The organism is Nitratireductor aquimarinus (assembly GCF_017255295.1).
In the GTDB taxonomy this organism is placed as follows: domain Bacteria; phylum Pseudomonadota; class Alphaproteobacteria; order Rhizobiales; family Rhizobiaceae; genus Nitratireductor; species Nitratireductor aquimarinus.
This window is the reverse complement of record NZ_JAFKDE010000007.1, coordinates 126898-141493: the sequence shown is the minus strand read 5'-3', so window position 1 is coordinate 141493 and position 14596 is coordinate 126898. Positions and strand designations below refer to the sequence as shown.

Annotated in this window: 13 protein-coding genes and 1 tRNA gene; 7 read left to right on the top strand and 7 right to left on the bottom strand. The window is 62.0% G+C overall.

The annotated features are described in order from the left end of the window. Positions 1-93: 93 nt before the first annotated feature. From cqsA to JYP46_RS13450, 3 genes are all read left to right on the top strand, one after another. The gene (gene cqsA, locus JYP46_RS13460) at positions 94-1272 is read left to right on the top strand and encodes an alpha-hydroxyketone-type quorum-sensing autoinducer synthase (protein ID WP_206546146.1); all 1179 of its coding nucleotides are present in this window, start codon (positions 94-96) and stop codon (positions 1270-1272) included. Between the two features lie 143 nt (positions 1273-1415). After that, entirely contained in the window at positions 1416-2411 is a 996-nt protein-coding gene (gene dgcN / locus JYP46_RS13455; RefSeq protein ID WP_206546147.1) for an N-acetyltransferase DgcN, read from the top strand. A gap of 113 nt (positions 2412-2524) precedes the next feature. Next, a complete protein-coding gene (locus JYP46_RS13450; RefSeq protein WP_206546148.1) occupies positions 2525-4177 on the top strand; it encodes an alpha/beta hydrolase in 1653 nt (550 codons plus the stop codon). 85 nt (positions 4178-4262) lie between these two features. Here the strand turns inward: JYP46_RS13450 and JYP46_RS13445 are convergent, their stop codons facing one another. After that, positions 4263-5063 carry an FAD binding domain-containing protein gene (locus tag JYP46_RS13445; RefSeq protein ID WP_206548372.1) on the bottom strand — a complete coding sequence of 267 codons (801 nt, stop codon included), beginning with the start codon at positions 5061-5063 and terminating at the stop codon, positions 4263-4265. 15 nt (positions 5064-5078) lie between these two features. Next, positions 5079-5567, bottom strand: coding sequence for a (2Fe-2S)-binding protein (locus tag JYP46_RS13440; protein WP_206548371.1), 489 nt, complete (start codon positions 5565-5567; stop codon positions 5079-5081). Positions 5568-6358: 791 nt separating this feature from the next. On the opposite strand from JYP46_RS13440, the gene JYP46_RS13435 reads away from it, so the two are divergent. Next, a tRNA-Thr gene (locus JYP46_RS13435) sits at positions 6359-6434 on the top strand. 110 nt (positions 6435-6544) lie between these two features. On the opposite strand, the gene JYP46_RS13430 is transcribed toward JYP46_RS13435, so the two are convergent. Continuing rightward, positions 6545-7249, bottom strand: coding sequence for an MOSC domain-containing protein (locus JYP46_RS13430; protein ID WP_206548370.1), 705 nt, complete (start codon positions 7247-7249; stop codon positions 6545-6547). 286 nt (positions 7250-7535) lie between these two features. On the opposite strand from JYP46_RS13430, the gene JYP46_RS13425 reads away from it, so the two are divergent. Further along, positions 7536-8354, top strand: coding sequence for an IclR family transcriptional regulator (locus JYP46_RS13425; protein WP_206546150.1), 819 nt, complete (start codon positions 7536-7538; stop codon positions 8352-8354). A 55-nt stretch (positions 8355-8409) separates the two neighbouring features. Here the strand turns inward: JYP46_RS13425 and JYP46_RS13420 are convergent, their stop codons facing one another. Continuing rightward, complete coding sequence (locus JYP46_RS13420; RefSeq protein WP_206548369.1) at positions 8410-9183, bottom strand: MarR family transcriptional regulator; 774 nt, start codon at positions 9181-9183, stop codon at positions 8410-8412. A gap of 217 nt (positions 9184-9400) precedes the next feature. On the opposite strand from JYP46_RS13420, the gene JYP46_RS13415 reads away from it, so the two are divergent. Further along, positions 9401-10279, top strand: coding sequence for an SMP-30/gluconolactonase/LRE family protein (locus tag JYP46_RS13415; RefSeq protein ID WP_222474114.1), 879 nt, complete (start codon positions 9401-9403; stop codon positions 10277-10279). A gap of 68 nt (positions 10280-10347) precedes the next feature. On the opposite strand, the gene JYP46_RS13410 is transcribed toward JYP46_RS13415, so the two are convergent. The 3 genes from JYP46_RS13410 to JYP46_RS13400 form a co-directional block, all read right to left on the bottom strand. Then, positions 10348-11631 (bottom strand): TRAP transporter large permease, encoded by a 1284-nt coding sequence (locus JYP46_RS13410; protein WP_113153208.1) that lies wholly within the window; start codon positions 11629-11631, stop codon positions 10348-10350. Between the two features lie 6 nt (positions 11632-11637). Further along, positions 11638-12183, bottom strand: coding sequence for a TRAP transporter small permease (locus JYP46_RS13405; RefSeq protein WP_206546153.1), 546 nt, complete (start codon positions 12181-12183; stop codon positions 11638-11640). 166 nt (positions 12184-12349) lie between these two features. Then, positions 12350-13348, bottom strand: coding sequence for a TRAP transporter substrate-binding protein (locus JYP46_RS13400; RefSeq protein ID WP_206548367.1), 999 nt, complete (start codon positions 13346-13348; stop codon positions 12350-12352). A 326-nt stretch (positions 13349-13674) separates the two neighbouring features. Here JYP46_RS13400 and JYP46_RS13395 point away from each other — a divergent pair, with 326 nt between their 5' ends. Beyond that, positions 13675-14586 (top strand): LysR family transcriptional regulator, encoded by a 912-nt coding sequence (locus JYP46_RS13395; protein WP_206548366.1) that lies wholly within the window; start codon positions 13675-13677, stop codon positions 14584-14586. The last annotated feature ends 10 nt before the right edge of the window (positions 14587-14596 follow it).

Below are 14596 nucleotides of genomic sequence, written 5' to 3'. Positions count from 1 at the left end.
TGCTTATAAGCCTTTCAGAATGGGGGGTGCTGCACGGCGTTGCGATTTCATGGCGCGACCGGGGCTCGCGAAACTGTTTTGGAGAATTTGCTTATGGCCGAGCTCGCTGCGTGTCCCAAAGAACAGCTGCGTGAACGCGAAGACGCGTTCCATATCCAGCGCGTGGAACGATTATGGAGCGGGGGCCATCTCCTGAGGGGGCGTGAGCCGGGCAGCGGCGACCTCCAGCTCATGAGCAATGATTATCTTTGCATCCAGAACGAGCCGGCGCTGAGAGAAGCGCAGGCCGAGGCCCTTCTGAACAGCAAGACCGATCTGCTGATGTCGAGCGTCTTCACCATGAAGGGCAGCCCGATGCAGCAGCTGGAGGCGGCGTTCGCCGATTACATGCAGGGCGAAGAGGCGATCATCTGCCAGTCGGGCTTCACCGCCAATGTGGGGCTGCTTCAGTCCATCGCCAGCCCTTCGGTTCCGGTCTATCTGGACATGAATGCGCATGCGTCCCTTTGGGAAGGGGTGAAAGCAGCAGGCGCGCGGGGCATTCCCTTTCGCCACAACAGCCCGGACCATGCCGAGCGCCTGATCCGGCGGTATGGGCCCGGTGTGCTGGTGGTCGACACGGTTTACAGTACGGATGGAAGCCTCTGCCCGCTGGCCGCAATCGTGGATGTCGCAACGCGCACGGGCTGTGTTCTCGTTGTCGATGAATCCCATTCGCTTGGCACGCACGGTCCCGGTGGTGCGGGGCTTGCCGTGGCGCTGGGACTGGCAGACCGGATCGACTTTCGCACGGCCTCTCTGGCCAAGACGTTTGCCGGCCGCGCCGGACTGATTGTCTGCTCACGCCGCTTCAAGGAGTATTTTCGCATGGAGTCCAACCCCGCGATCTTCAGCTCCGGACTGCTGGAGCATGAGTATGTCTGGTTCCTGGAAGCGCTGGCGCTGATCCGCAGGGCTGATGATCGACGCGAGCGCCTGCGCGAGGTGTCGGACATCGTGCGCTGGCGGCTGGACGAGCTTGGCTTCGATGTGGGCGGCGGCACGGAGCAGATCATCGCGATTGAGAGCGGCAATGAGCCGGACACGCTGAAAATGCGCGATGCACTGCAGGGATCGGGTGTGTTCGGCGCGGTTTTCTGCCCGCCAGCGACGCCGCGCAACCACTGCCTGGTGCGATTATCGGTTCATTCGGGACTGACGGATGAGGAACTCGACACGCTGACGACACGCTGTGCAGACGCGTTGAAGTTGCTGAAAGAAGTGATGGCATAGGCGCTTTCAGGTGCGGCGCGCTCTGGCTCAATCGTTGTGGCGGCGGTTGATCCAGAGGGCTCTGGTTGCCGAACCACAGCTTGACAAGCGGGGCTTTCATCATTGATGAGCCGATAAACCAATTATAAGGGAGCGACCCACCGATGCTGAAAACGCCCTATCTGCTGTTTCTTGGAGATGCGCCGGACGCGCTGACCGCAAAGGTCGCGCAAGGCATCAAGGACTGGCGACCCGAGTTTTGCGTGGGGCAGTTGCGCCTTGAGGGGTGCAAGGCTGATCTGGGTCTCAAGGACATGACCATCGCGGAAGCCCGGGAAGCCGGTGCGCAGACGCTGGTTGTGGGCGCGGCCAACCGCGGTGGTGTGATATCGCAGAGCTGGGTCGCGACGCTGGTGGAAGCTGCCGAAGCGGGCATGGACATCGCCTCCGGTCTGCACAATCGCCTGACGGCGCAGCCCGCCCTTGTGGCGGCGGCCGAAAAGGCCGGCACGCATCTTTATGACGTGCGTGTGCCTCAGGAAGAATACCCGATTGCCGATGGCAAGAGGCGTGCGGGCAAGCGCTGCCTGGCCGTGGGCACCGACTGTTCGGTCGGCAAGATGTACACCGCGCTCGCCATGGAGCGCGAGATGCACAAGCGCGAGATGAAGGCCTCGTTCCGCGCAACCGGCCAGACCGGTATTCTGATCACCGGTTCCGGGGTGCCGCTCGACGCGGTCGTTGCCGATTTCATGGCCGGTTCCGTGGAGCACATCACGCCTGACAATGACGCCGATCACTGGGATCTGATCGAAGGGCAGGGCAGCCTGTTCCATCCCTCCTTCTCCGGCGTGACGATGGCGCTGATCCATGGCGGTCAGCCGGACGCGCTGGTGCTGTGCCACGAGCCGACCCGCACCCACATGCGCGGCCTGCCGCACTATCAGCTGCCCACGCTCGAGGCGCTGCGCGACCTGTCTCTGGAAACCGCGCGCGTGGTCAATCCGGACGTCAAGGTGGTGGGCATCTCGGTCAACACCGCTGCCCTCAACGATGCGGAGGCGAAAGCCTGCCTCGAGGAAATCGAGAGCCGCATGGGGCTGCCGACCATCGATCCGTTCCGCCAGGGTGCTGGCCGTCTGGTCGACGCGCTGGACTGATCCTGACCGATCTTTAACGACGTGGCAGACAGGGCTGTTGCCTTGCCTGCCATGACGCTTCACTGTGGCCATCCCGATGCCATGCACGGGATTGGTGAGACAGTGGGGCAGACATGACCGATACCTTGGAGCAGGGCGACGTGCGCGTCTGGCATTCATTCTCCGTTCTGGGGCTTTGCCTTGGAACACTGCTTTTCGCAGCATCGCTTACGCCCACCCTGCTGCCGCGGGACTTTCTGCTGCAGGGTGTTCTGTCTGGCGTTTCGGCAGCGGTTGGCTATGGGCTGGGCGTTTTCTGCGTCTGGCTGTGGCGTTATCTGGAACTGCCGGAGCCGCCGCGCCGTCCGCGCATTTATGGCAAATTCGCCATGGCCGCGCTGTGCGTGGCTGTCGCCATCTTCTTCCTCTGGAAAGCGGCCGAATGGCAGAATTCCATTCGTGCGCTGATGCAGCTTGAGCCGGTTGATACCGCGCATCCCTTCAAGGTGGGCGGCATCGCGCTGGTTCTGTTCCTTCTATTTGTCGTGATGGGGCGTGGCATCGGGCGTGCTTTCACCTTCATTTCAGGCCGGCTGAAGCCTTATGTGCCGCGCCGCGTGGCCAATGTGATCGGCATTGTCATTGTCGGTCTCGTGCTGGCATCGCTGGTCGACCGCGTGCTGCTGCGCTATGCGCTGCGGGTTGCCGATTCCGCCTATGCGGAGCTCGATGCGCTGTTTGAGGACGGTATCGAGCAGCCTGAAAGCGGGCTGCGCACGGGCGGGCCGGGATCGTTGATCCCATGGGACACGCTGGGGCGTACCGGACGCCAGTTCGTTGTCGGCGGTGACAGCAGGGAAGCGATTGCTGCGTTTACCGGTCGCGAGGCGCTGGAGCCGATGCGCGTTTACGTGGGGCTGCGTTCGGCGGAGACTGCAGATGAGCGCGCCGAGCTGGCGCTGGAAGAGCTGAAGCGGATCGGCGCGTTCGAGCGCAAGGTCATGGCGGTGGTGGCGCCCACCGGCACTGGCTGGATCGACCCGGAAGCGAGCGTGACACTGGAATATCTGCATGGCGGCGACACGGTGATGGTCGCGCAGCAATATTCTTACCTCACGAGCTGGCTTTCGCTGCTGATCGAGCCGAGCTACGGGGCGGAAGCCGCGCATGCGCTGTTCCGCAAGGTCTATGGTCACTGGACCACGCTGCCGAAAGACGACCGGCCGGAGCTTTATCTCTACGGTCTGAGCCTTGGCGCACTGAGTTCGGAGCAGTCGACCGAGATCTACAACATTCTGGCGGATCCCTTCCAGGGGGCGCTGTGGGCCGGGCCGCCCTTCAACAGCCGCCTGTGGAGCAATTTCACCCGCGACCGCAACCCCGGCACGCCGGCCTGGCTGCCGCGTCTGGGGGATGGATCCGTGGTGCGCTTCACGGCGCAGAAGAATTCGCTCGACATTCCCGGCGCAAAGTGGGGTCCGCTGCGGATCGTCTATCTGCAATATGCGAGCGACCCGGTCGTCTTTTTCGATCCGCTCGCCTGGTATCGGCGACCGGCATGGCTGGTGGGGGAGCGCGGGCCTGACGTTTCGCCGGACCTGCGCTGGTATCCGATCGTCACCTTCCTGCAACTTGCGCTGGACATGGCGATGGCGACCACGGCGCCCATCGGATACGGGCATCTCTATGCTCCGCAGCATTATATCGATGCGTGGGTGGCCGTGACCCAGCCGGAAGGCTGGTCGCCGGCGGAGATCGAGCGTCTCAAGGAAAAGCTGAAGAAGTAGGCCCTGGAGCACATCCAGGAAAAGCGGGAGCGCTCCAGCTGCGGGCCTGCGGACAGGCCCGCGCTTTATCGCGTGCGCTGGAGGATCAGCTCGTTGCCATTGCAACGGCGCGCTTGGCCATGGCAACGACCAGGCCGGCGCGGTATTCGGCCGATGCGTGGATGTCGGTCATGAGATCGTCCGCAGGGACGGCCACGGCCTCGAGCGCCGATGCGCTGAACTCGGCGGCGAGTGCGGCTTCGAGTTCGGCGCTGCGGAAAACGCCGTCATCGCCGGCCCCCGTTACGGCCACACGGACTGCGCCGCCATCCACGGCAACGAAGACACCGGCCATCGCATAGCGCGAAGCGGGGTTCGGGAACTTGGCGTAGCCGGCCTTTTCCGGCGCGTCGAAGCGCACGGCGGTGATGATCTCGTCTTCTTCCAGCGCCGTCTCAAACAGGCCGGTGAAGAAGTCTTCGGCGGCGATTTCGCGGGTGCTGGTGATGATGGTGGCGGCAAGCGCCAGCATGGCGGCGGGGTAGTCTGCCGCCGGATCATTGTTGGCGAGCGAGCCGCCAATCGTGCCCATATGGCGCACCTGCGGATCGCCGATGAGACCGGCCAGATGGCAGAGCGCCGGGCAGGCGGCTGCTATGTCAGCGCTGGCGGCGACCTCGGCATGGGTGACGCCCGCACCGATGGTGACGGTCTTGCCGGAAACGGAAATCGCCTTCAGATCGGCGATATGGCGCAGGTCCACGAGGTCGGACGGAGCGGCGAGCCGCGTCTTCATGGCCGGGATGAGGGTCTGGCCGCCGGCGATGAACTTGCCGTCTTCCGCCGCCTTGAACAGCTTGAGGGCTTCTTCGAGGGAGCCGGCGCGGTGATAATTGACGTCATACATGGTCGCTCTCCTCGCTCAGGCGGCTTTCGTGGAACCGGTCTTGACCGCTTCGGAAGCGGCCATGATGGCCTTGACGATGTTGTGGTAGCCGGTGCAGCGGCAGATATTGCCTTCAAGCTCTTCGCGCACGGTTCCCTCGTCGAGCCCTTCCGGGTGGCGGCGAATCATGTCCGTGGCGGCCATGATCATGCCGGGCGTGCAGAAGCCGCACTGAAGGCCGTGATGCTCCTTGAACGCGGCCTGCACCGGATGCAGCACATCGCCTTCGGCAAGTCCTTCGATGGTGGTGATCTCCGCGCCTTCGGCCTGCACGGCGAGAAGGGAGCATGCCTTGACTGATTTTCCGTCCAGATGGATCGTGCAGGCGCCGCATTGCGAGGTGTCGCAGCCCACATGGGTGCCGGTCAGCCCCAGCGTATCGCGCAGGAACTGAACGAGCAGGGTTCGACCTTCGACGCTGCCCGAGACCTTCTGTCCGTTCACCGTCATTGTCACATTCGTCATGGGTACCTGCCTACTGGAATTTTCGGTGGCTATTGTGATGATCGCCAACTTAGCGAATGCAGCAGCGGTGTCCATGCCTGCCGTGTGAAAGAAGGGGCCGGACGCCGCTGCCACGGGTACTTTCTACTGGCTGTGCTCCCCGCCGTTTCCGCGGATTTGCGCGGGAGGTCTGCGGCTTTCGGTCAGCGTCCTCTTCGGGTGTAGTCTACACCTGATCTTGTTGACGGTTGCGCCGCCTGACGGGAACTTTTTCCTGTCGGTCAGGTGGATGTAGGTCACCACATGGGCACGCCATGGTGTGTCGGTTCTCACATGCGTGAGGTAACTGTTGGTCCTGCACTGATACGCATTTGCGTCGGCGTGGGCATTCACGGGCAGAAACGCCGCTGCAGCAATTATAATTGGTGCAAAATTTTTCATAGTATATTCCTCCAATGCGCAAATTAAAAATCATATCTATTTGTTTATCAAGTAATTTGTATTTATACTTAAAATGATTTACTGAATTATTGTTTGTTAACTATCAAATCTACATGGCTTTTTTTAGGTTGCTCTGATTGTGCCATTTCCGCTTGATCTCCTGGGAGATTGCCGCTATCAGGACGCCGCTTGCTGCCTTGGTGATTGCGGACCGAAAATGTCCCTCTCCAAACGGCGTTCTAGCTCGACAATTGGGTTGCGAAAGCTCGCAGAGGCGGGTATGTGCACTGGGAAAGTGCTTCGCGCCGCAATTGTCCAGAGCGGATGGCGAAGCAAGCTGGTCATGGCGGGGTTCCGACCATGGCGAAAGGGCCGCTTTAGCTCAGTTGGTAGAGCATCGCATTCGTAATGCGGAGGTCGTCAGTTCGAGTCTGACAAGCGGCACCACTCTCTCTCTCTCTCTCTCTCCACTCTGGAAGATGACCACCCGGGCTTGAGTGCGCGCCCCGCGTGCTGTCGGAGCGCGCGTGTTCGTGTTCTTCAGTCGGCCCTGTTCCTCAGTCGGCTTTGTCGCCCCGCAGGCGGCGGTTCCAGCTCTCGACCTTGCCGGATTCAAGGCGTCGCTGTGCATAGCGCCGCCAGCCATCGGGCAGCTTCTCCAGCGCCGCCATCTCTTCCAGCTCACTGCGGTCAAGCGTCTTGACGTAGAGCGTCTGCCAGAGCCGTTTCAGCGGCCATTCGGGCAGGGGGCGGTCGATCCGTTCAAGCGCGTCGCCCGGCGCCACCTGACCTTCCTGCAAGACCCGGTAATACCAGCCGGTGCGGCCGCTTTTCTGTACCCTGAGCGCCATGTCCCTGACGCCGAAGCGGCTGTTCAGCTTCCAGCATGGCTGCCGTCCCTGGGATACTTCAAGAATGGCGTTGCCGAGGCGAAACACATCGCCCAGCGCCACGGTCTCTTCATTGAGGCCAAGGGTTGAGAGATTTTCGCCAAACGCGCCGGGGCTGTCGAGAAGGGTGTTGTCACCGATCTCTTCCCGCCAGGCGTCATAGTGATCGCGGGGATAGTGGTGAACGGCCTTATCGGGGCCGCCATGATGTTTGGTGTCTGCCTGATTGTCGCCGATGAAGCCGGTGTGGCTGAGGAAAAGAGCCCTTTCGACGGGCTTCTTGTTGATGCCGCTTGGCGCCTGCTTCTCTCCAAGCGGCGCGATTTCGCCGATCAGGAGGGCTTTCAGTGGGGTGTTTGTCGCGTGGGGCACGTGGTTGCCTCCTGAGTTTGGTGTCCTGAAGCATCGGATCGAAAAGATGTGCTTCAGGTCCGGTCAGTACATAGAGGCGGAAGAGGCCGGCGTTGTGAGCCAGTTTAGGGTTTCATGTGAACTAGCGTGTTGACGCAGTGTTTCAGAACTAAACCCGGTTTTGAAATTGCAGTTTGCCATAGAATGTTTGCGATAAACGCATGTTTATCGTTGCCTGTGGAGCCTCAGTGTTGCTAGTTTTGGTTCCCTTTTTCCGAAGGGTTCAACATCACACCAAGGGGGGAGAATGGCAGGCGCGGGTATACTCAAGCGGCAAGGGCGCAAGACGCCGCCTGTTTCAACCGCGCTGTCCCGGGGACTGCGCCTTCTCTCCGTTTTTGCCGAAGCGCCCGTCTGGATGAGCAATTCCGACATTGTCGAGCGCACGCATCTGCCGGCTGCTACCGTTGCACGATTGACCAAATCCCTCGCGTTGATGGGGCTTTTGCATTACAGCGCCAGCCGTCGTCGCTTTCGCTTGGCTCCTGGGGTTGTGCGGCTTGGATATGGTGCGCGCAGCGAAGCGCAGATCGTCGAGCTGACGCGCCCCTATCTGCAGGAGATTGCGGACAATTTTCGGGTTCACACCGCTCTTGCCGTAATCGACGGCACCGACGCGCTGCATCTGGAAGTGTGCCACAGCAGCGCCACGCTGGTCACCTTACGCCTGGAGGCCGGCTCGCGCATTCCGCTTGCCGCCTCGCCCATCGGCCACGCGCTGATTTCCTGTCTTGAAGAAACACAGCTTGGACACCTGATGGCGGCTTTAGAGCGGCATCACGGTGGGGACTGGTCGCACCTGGCGCAGCATGTCGAGCAGGGGCTCTCGGAGATAGAGGAGCAGGGCTTTGCGCTGTCGCTGGGCAACTGGCATGAAGATGTGCATGGCGTGGCGGTGCCACTGCGACCTTCGGGCCAGCTGAACGCCATGTCTATCGCCTGCGGTGCGCCGCGCGCCCATACGCCACCATCGCGTCTCAGGGAGCTGGGGCAGGAACTCCTGCATCTGTCTGCTGCCTTATCGACCCGCGCCCAGAACACCCAGTTTCACCAGCACGCCGTCTGAGGCGAGGCCCTGCCGACGTCAGGCGTGTCCGCCTGACGCAGAAACCGATGCCGTTTCAGGAATCTTCCAGATAGCGCACACCGAGTGTCGAGCATTTGCGCTGGATCAGCTCGACGGCCGCCAGAAGATCCTTGACCGCCGCTGTCGTGTCCTGGCTGGCGCTCGATCCGGTGGGAATGGCAAGTTCCAGCGCCAGAACGGCATTGCTGAGATGAAGCGGCGCGCCGAGCAAAAGCAGATCGCATTCGGGAAGCGGCGTCCGGAAGCACCCTGATGCACAGAAGAACGCAAAGCTCTCTTCGAGCGCCCTGGTTTCGACCTCGTTGTAGCCGCGCTCTGCAATCGGTTCGTCTGCTGCATTGTGCATGGTGAAGAGCAGGGCGTGTCCGCCCGCCGTGAATGGCAGGGGGTATGTCGAGCCCACATGGCATTCATGGGCATTCTGGCGGGTCGGGCCGCTGCAGGTGACCAGAAGAAGGGCTTCGTCACGGTCCGCCACCACGAGCGTTCCGATTCCGTCATGCTGGTCGGCAAGCGCCTGAAGAACGGGGCGGGCGATGTCGGTGACGGGCGTATCGCCAAGAAATTTCTCTGAAAGGGTTCCAGCCATTCTGCCTGGCTGGAAGCGTTTGGCGAACCGCGCGGGTTCGACAAAACCGTGCATTTCCAGCGTTTTCAGAAGTTTGGCGGTCGTGTCGCTTCTCAGGGAAAGGCTCTGTGCCAATTCCTCACTGGTCATCGGACCTTCGTCGGAGAGACGGCGAACCAATTCCAGACCGTTCTGCAATGCGACTGTGCTGCTATTCCCGTCTTCTATCCGTGCTTTCACCGTATGCTTCGCCTTGATGTAGGGCCCCCACGCCTTTTTAAGTGAAAGATCGCCGGTATATCAATATGTTGACGGCTTCTGACGGTGTGCCAGGCGGCATTCTCTCCAAAATGTGATCAAGTCTGGGTCAGGACTCCTTCCGGTGCATTCCGCTTGAAGGCGATCCGGTGGCAGCGCTATGTCTGCGCTGAGGGGCATATGGGCAAAGGAGGGGCATTTGACCGGAACGGTTTGGGAGCGGCTTGAAGGTTTCCGCTGCACGCTGGGCGAGGGGCCGACTTATGACCGGCACACGGATACGGTCTGGTGGTTCGACATACCCGGCAGGGTGTTGTTTGAGCATTGCTTTACAGGCGGCGTAACGCGCCGGCATGGCTTGCCCGAACTCTCCAGCGCGCTTGCGCGGATCGACAGCGAGCGGCAATTGCTGGTGACGGAGAGCGGTCTTTACCTGCGCAGCATCGCCGATGGCAGTCTCAGCCTGCACATGCCGCTTGAGGCAGATCAGCCGCAGACCCGCTCCAACGATGCCCGCGTGCATCCGTCCGGCGCCTTCTGGATCGGCACGATGGGCAAGGACGAGAAGGAAGGCGCGGGCTCGATCTACTGGTATCGCAAGGGCGCGCTGCGCCGCCTCTTTTCAGGCATCACGGTCAGCAACGCGATCTGCTTTTCGCCGGACGGCCGCCTGGGTTATTTCACGGATACGCCGACCCGGCAGATCATGCAGGTCGCGCTCGACGCCGGGACCGGTCTGCCCATTGGCGCGCCAACGCCATTCGGCGCACCCTTCGAGGACGGCATGCCCGATGGCGCGGTGGTGGATGCGCAGGGCAATCTCTGGGTGGCGTGCTGGGGAGGGCACGGGGTGCAGGTCTACGCGCCAGATGGCGCATTTCTTCGCAAGATCGCGCTGCCGGCCGCCCTGACCACCTGCCCGGCCTTTGTCGGGCCTGAGGCGGAGCGCCTTCTCGTGACATCGGCCTTAGTGAACATCGACCCTGAAAGCCCCGGCGCGGATGCGGCCGGGGGCGTGTTTCTTGTCGATCTTGGTGTGCCGACGGGCAAGTTTGAACCCGACGTTCTGATCGGCTGACGCTGGTCTGACCGGCTGACGCCAGCGGGGGCTGAAGTTAGAGCATGCCCGCTTTTCCTGGGATTGCTTTAGTAGCCGCTGAGGCTCGGCAGCCAGGTCGAGAGCGCCGGGATGAAGGTGAGCGACAGCAACACGATCAGATGCACGATCAGGAAGGGCGGCATCTCGCGGATCATGTCGCTGACCCGGATCTTCACCGCTGACGACACGACGAACAGCAACGCCCCGACCGGGGGCGTCAAAAGCCCCAGCGTCAGGTTGACGATCACCACGATGGCGAAGTGGATGGGGTCGATGCCCAGCGAATAGGCGATGGGGCTGAGGATCGGCACGAGGATCATGACGCCCGGAAGCGGGTCCATGAACAGGCCGAAAGCCAGGAGCAGCACGTTGACCGCCAGCAGGAACACGATGGGGCTGAGGTCCCATGCCACGATGGTGGCCGCGATGCTCTGCGGGATGCCCTCGATGATGATGATCCAGGCGAAAGCGCGGGCCGCTGCCAGGATGAGCAGAATGGCGACGGTGACGAGCGCGGAGCGATAGATGATGTCCGGCAGGTCGCGAATCCGCAGCGAGCGGTAGACGAACATGCCGCACAGAAGGGCGTAGAACACGGCCACAACCGAGGCTTCGGTGGGCGTGAACATGCCGCTGCGAATGCCGCCGATGATCAGCACGATCAGGAAGATTGCGGGCAGTGCCTGAAAGCTGGTGCGCAGCATCTCGCGCGCGGAGGGGCGCGGGGCGCTGCTCTTGAAGCCACGCTTGCGGCAGACATACCAGTTGGTCGCGGCCATCGCGAGCGAGATCACGACGCCGGGAATGAGGCCCGCCATGAACAGGGCGATCACGGAAACCCGCTCGTCCTGCATGGCGTAGAGGATCATGATGATCGATGGCGGGATGATGGGGCCGACCACCGAGGCCGACGCCGTGAGGGCGCTGGCATAGGACTTGTCGTACCCGTCCTTCTCCATCATGCGGATCATCATTGCGCCGGGGCCGGCGGCATCGGCGAGCGCGGAGCCGGAGATGCCGGCGAACATGGTGGACGACACCACATTGGCGTAGCCCAGCCCGCCACGCAGATGGCCGACAAACTGTGAGGCGAAACGCAGCAGGATCTGCGTCATCGCGCCGCTGGACATCAGCTCGGCCGCCAGAATGAAGAACGGCACCGCCATGAGCGGGAAACTGTCCAGCCCCGAGAACATCTCCTTGACGATGACGATCTGCGGATAGGTGCTGCCGAGGCTGATCGCGGCCCAGACGGCAAGCGCCAGCGCGAAGGCCACCGGCATGCCGATGATGAGAAGGAGGAAGAAGGATGCAAAGAGGATCAGCGCCACGGCCGTCTAGTCCCGGTTGGCTGCGATATGGGTGTCACCGCTCTCGGCGAGCGCGGCGGATGGGGTGTCGGTCTCGATGTCGACAAACCGGTTTTCCATCACGAAGGAGCGCGCGACCAGAAGCAGATGCACGATGAGCAGGCTGAAGCCGATCGGCATCGCGGCGTAGATGTAACGGAAGGAAATGCGGGTTGCCGGCGTAAGCTGGAAACGGGCGCGCTCCATGTAGTTCAGGCCCATCCAGATCATGAGCGAGAAGAAGGCCAGAAGCAGAAGCAGGATGAGAATGCGCACTGCGCGCTGGCCATACTTGCCGAGCATTTCCTGAAAATTGCTGATCGCCACATGGCCACCGGTGCGCAGGGCAAGGCCGGCGCCGATGAAGGTCATCCAGATCATCAGGTAGCGGGCGACTTCCTCGGACCAGGTGATCGAGTAATTCGTCAGGTAGCGCAGCGTAACATTGGCGAAGACGATGACCGCCATGGCGCCGAGAAGCAGCACCAGCGCCCACTTGTTGAGGGCAACAAAATATCGCTCGAACGTTTTCACCGATCTTCCCCGCCTGGCGGCCGGTTGCGCCGCAGCCCGTTGAACGGGCTTTGTTTAGCCCATCCCCACGAGCGGTGGGAACCGTCTGGCCCGAAAAATTACATTCTGAAACAGAATTCGGACGGCGACCACGGGGCCGCCGTCCGGACGTGATGGCGCGAAGCGCTTATTTCGTCGCGATGATCTGGTCGATCAGCGCCTTGTCATACTGTTCGTAGTACTGCTCATAGGCAGGCTGGACGGCCTGCTGGAAGGCGGCCTTCTGCTCGGCGGTGAGTTCGCCGACATCCATGCCTTCTTCCTTGAGCTGTGCGACGCCGGAGGTCTCGACATTGTCGACAAAGGCGCGCATCGCCTTTGCGGCTTCGGTCGCACCCGTCTGGAACGCCTGCTTGTCTTCGTCAGACATGCCTTCCCAGAGCTGCTTGGAGACGAGCAGCATGGCCGGCGAATAGACGTGACCGGAAAGCGTCAGATACTTCTGGACCTCGGAGAGGTTGGTCGACGTGATGACGGAGAGCGGGTTCTCCTGGCCGTCGATCGTGCCCTGCTGGAGGGAGCTGATGACTTCCGGCCATGCCATCGGGGTCGGCGCGGCGCCGAGCGTCTCGAAGGCGGTGATGTGGATCGGGTTTTCCATCGTGCGCAGCTTCAGGCCGGCGACGTCTTCGGGCTTGCCGATCGTGTTGCGGTTGTTGGTGATGTGGCGGAAGCCCTGCTCGCCCCATGCAAGCGCAACCAGGCCGACATCATCGAACTTGGCAAGGATGTTCTGGCCGATCTCGCCGTCGAGCACGTCGCGTGCGTGATTGAGGTCACGGAACAGGAAGGGGATGTCGAACACGCCGGTCTCGGGCACGAAGTTGCTGAGCGTGCCGGAGGAGACGATGGTGGCTTCGATCGTGCCGATCTGCAGGCCTTCGATCACTTCGCGCTCACCGCCGAGGCCGGAGGAGGGGAAGTGACGGAAGGAATAGCGGCCATCGGTCTTGGCTTCGACTTCTTCCTGCCATTTGTCGGCGGCGACGCCGTAATGCGAGTTCGGCGCAAGCGCGTAACCGAGCTTGATTTCCTGCTGAGCCTGCGCGGACTGCGCACCAGCCAAAATGCCCAGTGCCGCAGCGAACGCTGCCGCAGACGCAAGATTTCTTGCGAAAAGTTTCATCACTCTCTCCCTTTATGGAATTTCATTGCGATTGTTTTCTCCCATTCGCCCAAAGGATCGGGCGTGTCAAACCCATTCGGTCCCCAATTATTCAATCTGACACTGTTCGCCGGGGCGGCGGGATTTGCGGAAATGGCCATGTCCCCCTTGCGATTATCCGCGCCGCTGCATCGCCGGACCGAGCGCCGGCGGCGCTGTTCCGGGACCCGTCCTCAAGCGCCGTTTCAGGCGATGCGCCACCATCCGGGCCGAGGCTATGGGTGTTTGTGTGATATGAGAAATATATATATCGTATTGAATTAAGTTGCTTTGCAGATGAGAAGCGCATGGACATCCGCCAGATACGGCACTTTGTCAGCGTTGCCGAGGAACTGCATTTCGGTCGTGCCGCAGAACGTCTCGGCATGACCCAGCCACCTCTCAGCCAGAGCATTCAGGCGCTGGAGGCGGAGCTCGGCCTGCCGCTGTTCGAGCGCACGAGGCGTAGCGTGGCGCTGACGCCCGTGGCGCGCGAGTGGCTGCCGCATGCGCGGCGTGTGCTGCAGGAGGCCGGCGATTTGCCGCAGGTGGCGCAGCGTCTGTCGCGCGGCGAAATCGGCACGGTGCGGCTCTCCTTCATCAGTTTCGTCAGCTACAGTTTCCTGCCGGAGCTGGTCAGCCGCTTCAAGGCGCGGTTTCCCGAGGTGGAACTGGTTCTGAGCGAGGCGACGTGCGATGTGCAGATCGCCGAATTGCTCGACGGCACTCTGGATGCGGGCATTGTCATCACCCCGCCGCGCGGCGCGCTGCATTCGCCCCTGCGATACCGCCCGGTGGAGAAGGACAGGCTGGTGGTCGCCGTGCCGGAGGAGTGGGTGATCTCCGGTCGCGTGCGGCCCCGTGGCGGCAAGCTTGACTTTGCAGCCCTGCGCGACCTTCCGGTCATTCTCTTTCCCCGGCATGGCGCGCCGGTGCTGCACGATCTCGTGACCCGCTATTATGCGGAGCGGGGCGCTGCGCCGCTTCCGGGGCAGCAGGCCATGCAGATGCAGACCATCATCAATCTGGTCTCCGGCGGGCTTGGCGTCGCCTTCGTGCCGAGCACGATGCGGCGAATGGTGCGACCGGGTGTTGCCTATTTCCGGCTTGCCGGCGTGCAGCCGGAAATCGAGATCGGTTTTGCGTGGCGTGAGGCCGGGGCCGGCGCGGCGCTGCAGCATCTGGCGGACATCGTGGCCGAGATGTTTCCGGCACAATGAGCTTGCAAAA